Annotated in this window: 1 pseudogene; it reads left to right on the plus strand. The window is 27.3% G+C overall.

The window, feature by feature from the left end:
* Positions 1 to 238, plus strand: a pseudogene (locus tag SB752_RS33220) (hypothetical protein); the annotation flags it as partial.

Below are 238 nucleotides of genomic sequence, written 5' to 3' on the forward strand. Positions count from 1 at the left end.
CAAATACCGTTTCTACTCATTTGGAAAAGGATAATAATACTTTTGAAATTTTTGAAAACGAAGAAATCGAAATAACAGAAAATGAAGAATATGAGCAACTTGTTGATATATGTATTGAAGAACTTAAAAAATTAGATTCTACAGATGAAGAAATTTTACTTTTTGAGCCGTATATAATACAAGAAATAAAAAGACAAGACTTGTCTGATTTGTTTGGGATATCACTATCAGAGCTAAC

The sequence above is a fragment of the Brevibacillus sp. SIMBA_040 genome, assembly GCF_046535075.1.
Lineage (GTDB): Bacteria > Bacillota > Bacilli > Brevibacillales > Brevibacillaceae > Brevibacillus.